3 protein-coding genes are annotated in these 3,318 nt (G+C 67.5%); all 3 read left to right on the top strand.

All coding sequences use genetic code 11. The features are described from left to right. On the top strand, window positions 1-706 hold a 706-nt coding region (locus QOD90_RS08090; RefSeq protein WP_526348433.1), incomplete at its 5' end, for an ABC transporter permease. Further along, window positions 703-1,578 (top strand): ABC transporter permease, encoded by an 876-nt coding sequence (locus QOD90_RS08085; RefSeq protein ID WP_526348431.1) that lies wholly within the window; start codon window positions 703-705, stop codon window positions 1,576-1,578. The genes QOD90_RS08090 and QOD90_RS08085, both read left to right, overlap by 4 nt. Continuing rightward, on the top strand, window positions 1,575-3,188 hold the full coding sequence (locus tag QOD90_RS08080) for a dipeptide ABC transporter ATP-binding protein (protein ID WP_526348429.1): 1,614 nt from the start codon (window positions 1,575-1,577) through the stop codon (window positions 3,186-3,188). The genes QOD90_RS08085 and QOD90_RS08080 overlap by 4 nt, the downstream gene beginning before the upstream one ends. Window positions 3,189-3,318: the final 130 nt, after the last annotated feature.

The raw sequence follows: 3,318 nt of genomic DNA, 5'->3' as shown, positions 1-3,318 counted from the left end.
CTTCCGCAACGGCGACCCCGTGTCGCAGGTGCTGATGGAGCGGCTCCCGGCCACGGTGTCGCTGGCCGTGGTGGGCATCCTCATCGCCCTGGTGATTGCTCTGCCAGCAGGCATCTGGTCGGCGCTGCGCGAGGGCCGGGTCAGTGACGCGATCGTGCGGGTGACGAGTCAGTTCGGTGTCTCGGTGCCCGACTTCTGGCTCGGCATCCTGCTGATCGCGCTGTTCGCCACCACGTTGGGTTGGCTTCCGACGTCGGGCTACCGGCCGTTGTCGACCGATCCCGGCGGGTGGCTCGCCCACATCGTGCTTCCTGGGCTCACCGTCGGACTGGTGGCCGCGGCGATCATGACGCGCTACGTGCGGTCGGCCGTTCTCGAGGTTGCGGCCATGGGATACGTGCGCACGGCGAAGTCGAAAGGCCTTGCACCGCATATCGTCACGATGCGGCACACCGTCCGCAACGCCTTGGTGCCGATCCTCACGATCGCGGGCATCCAGCTCGCGACGATCCTCGGCGGGGTGATCGTCGTGGAGGTCGTGTTCGCCTGGCCAGGGCTGGGCCGCCTGGTCTACAACTCGGTGGCCGCCAGGGACTACCCGATGATCCAGGGCGCGGTGCTGCTGATAGCGGCACTGTTCCTGTTGATCAATCTGATCGTCGACGCCCTGTACGCCGTCGTCGACCCGAGGATCCGGCTGTCATGAGCGCGCCCATGGACATTCGGCTCACCTGGTGGCGGTTGCTTCTCCGCAATCCCGTCACCGTCGTCAGCGCTCTCGTGCTGGTCGCCGTGGTGGTGATCGCCGTCGCCGCGAACTGGATTGTGCCCCATGGCATCAACGACGTCGACGTGCCGAGCGCGCTGCAGGGGCCCAGCGGCGGGCACTGGTTCGGGACCGACGAGCTCGGCCGCGACGTGCTGTCCCGCGTGCTGGTCGCCATCCAAGCGTCGATGAAGGTCGCGGTCGTCAGCGTCGCGTTCGCGGTCGTCGTCGGAGTGAGCATCGGCATCGTCGCGGGCTACCGGGGCGGCTGGATCGACACCGTCTTCATGCGCGTCATCGACGTGATGTTTGCGTTCCCCGTGCTGCTGCTGGCCCTGGCGATCGTCGCCGTCGCCGGTCCGGGCGTCACCACCACCATGCTGGCGATCGGCATCGTGTACACCCCGATCTTCGCGCGCGTCGCCCGCGCCAGTGCACTCTCGGTGCGCGTCGAACCGTACGTCGCGGTGTCCCGCACGATGGGCACCGGACATGGCTACATTCTGACCCGCCACGTGCTGCCGAACATCACCGGTCCGCTGGTCGTGCAGACGTCGGTGTCGCTGGCGTTCGCGATCCTGAGTGAGGCTGCGTTGTCGTTTCTCGGACTCGGCATCCAGCCGCCGCAGCCGTCGCTGGGTCGAATGATCTACGACTCCCAGGGTTTCGTGACGATGGCGTGGTGGATGGCGGTGTTCCCAGGTGCGGCCATCTTCGTCATCGTGTTGGCGTTCAACTTGCTTGGTGACGGCCTGCGCGACGTGCTGGACCCGAAGCAGCGCACGCTGGCAGAGGCACGGGGCGCCCGATGACCGACTCCGTGCTCGACGTCACCGACCTCAGCGTGCGAATTGGCAAGCGGCACATCGTCCGTGACGTGTCGTTCACGGTCGAGAAGGAGAAGACCCTCGGCATCGTCGGCGAATCCGGCTCGGGCAAGACCATGACGGTGCTCGCCGCGACCGGGCTGCTCGATGCGCCAGGTGCGGTGGTGACGGGCTCCAGCGTGCTCGCCGGCGAACGGCCGACCGAACTTGTCGGGGCGTCGGCCAGGACGCTGCGCAGCGTGCACGGCGGCCGCGTGGGGTTCGTGTTCCAGGATCCCGGAACGTCGCTGAACCCGCTCCTCACGCTCGAGCGACAGATCACGGAAACGGTTGAGGCGCATCGTCCTACCACGCGTCGGGGGGCGCAGAAGCGAGCGTTTGAGCTGCTCGAGGCGGTCGGCCTGCCGGATGCAGAGCGTCGGCTGCACTCGTATCCGCACCAGCTCTCAGGTGGCCAGCGTCAGCGCGTAATGGTCGCCATCGCGCTTGCCAACGACCCCGAGTTGCTGATTGCCGACGAGCCGACCACGTCGTTGGACGTCACCACCCAGGCGCAGATCGTCGAGTTGGTCCGAAAGTTGCAGCGCGACTTCGGCACCGCGGTGGTGTGGATCAGCCACGACCTCGGCGTCATCGGCCAGGTGGCCGACGACGTGACCGTACTGCGGGAGGGCGCGGTGGTGGAGCAGGCGCCGATCCTCGACGTGTTCGACCGCCCGCAACAGCAGTACACCCGGGAACTGCTCGACGCGCGGCCGGTGCTCGGACGAAACGGACCGGCACCGGTGGCCGAGGACGCACCCGTGCTCCTCGACGTCGAAGGCCTCGAGGTGAAGTTTCCGGTGATGACGCCCACCGGACGCGCGACCGTCCATGCCGTGAAGGATCTTTCGTTGACGATTCGGCGCGGCGCCACACTGGGCCTGGTCGGCGAATCCGGCTCGGGGAAGTCCACCGTCGCCGCGGCCCTTACGGGTCTGGTCAAGCCGGACCGCGGCAGCGCGGTGCTCGACGGCACCGACCTGCTGAGCGTTCGCGGATCCGAGCAGAAATCGGTGCGGCGGCGCACCAGCCTGGTGTTCCAAGACCCGTTCTCGTCGCTGGATCCCCGTTCGTCGGTGGAGGCATCGATCGGGGAGCCGCTTGTCGTGCACCGGTTGGCGAAGGGCAAGGCGGCGCGGCGCACGCGCATCGCCGAACTCCTCGAGTTGGTCGGCCTCACCGCCGACTTCGCGCCACGGTTCCCGCACGAGCTGTCAGGCGGTCAGCGGCAGCGTGTCAGTATCGCGAGGGCGCTGGCGGTTGAGCCCGAGCTACTCATTCTCGACGAGGCCACCGCGTCGCTGGACGTGTCGGTGCAGGCCAGGATCCTGGACATGCTCACCGAACTCCAGCGCGAACTCGGGCTGACGTATCTGTTCATCGGGCACGACCTGGCGGTGATCGAGCAGATGTGCCACGACGTGCTGGTGATGCGCGCCGGTGAGACGGTCGAGTACCGGGCCGCCCACGAGCTGTTCGCCTTGCCCGAGCACGACTACACGCGGGCGCTGCTGGATGCCGTGCCTGCGGCGCGCCCCCGCGACGCGGTCTGAGCAGTAGTTTCTCGCGCACCCGTTTGCCGAAGCGGTCGCGTGTAATTGACGGATCGACTGAAAACTCTTACGAGGTCACCGGTTCGCCGTCGATCAAGTGGTCGCACACCGTACGCTACGGCGATGCTCG

The organism is Mycobacterium sp. (genome assembly GCF_032161845.1).
Lineage (GTDB): Bacteria > Actinomycetota > Actinomycetes > Mycobacteriales > Mycobacteriaceae > Mycobacterium.
This window is presented reverse-complemented; position numbering and strand designations above follow the sequence as displayed.

Excerpts from the sequence above, each read along its gene's own strand:
- QOD90_RS08085 (WP_526348431.1), top strand. The coding sequence starts at position 703 with ATGAGCGCGCCCATGGACATTCGGCTCACCTGGTGGCGGTTGCTTCTC.
- QOD90_RS08080 (WP_526348429.1), top strand. The coding sequence starts at position 1,575 with ATGACCGACTCCGTGCTCGACGTCACCGACCTCAGCGTGCGAATTGGC.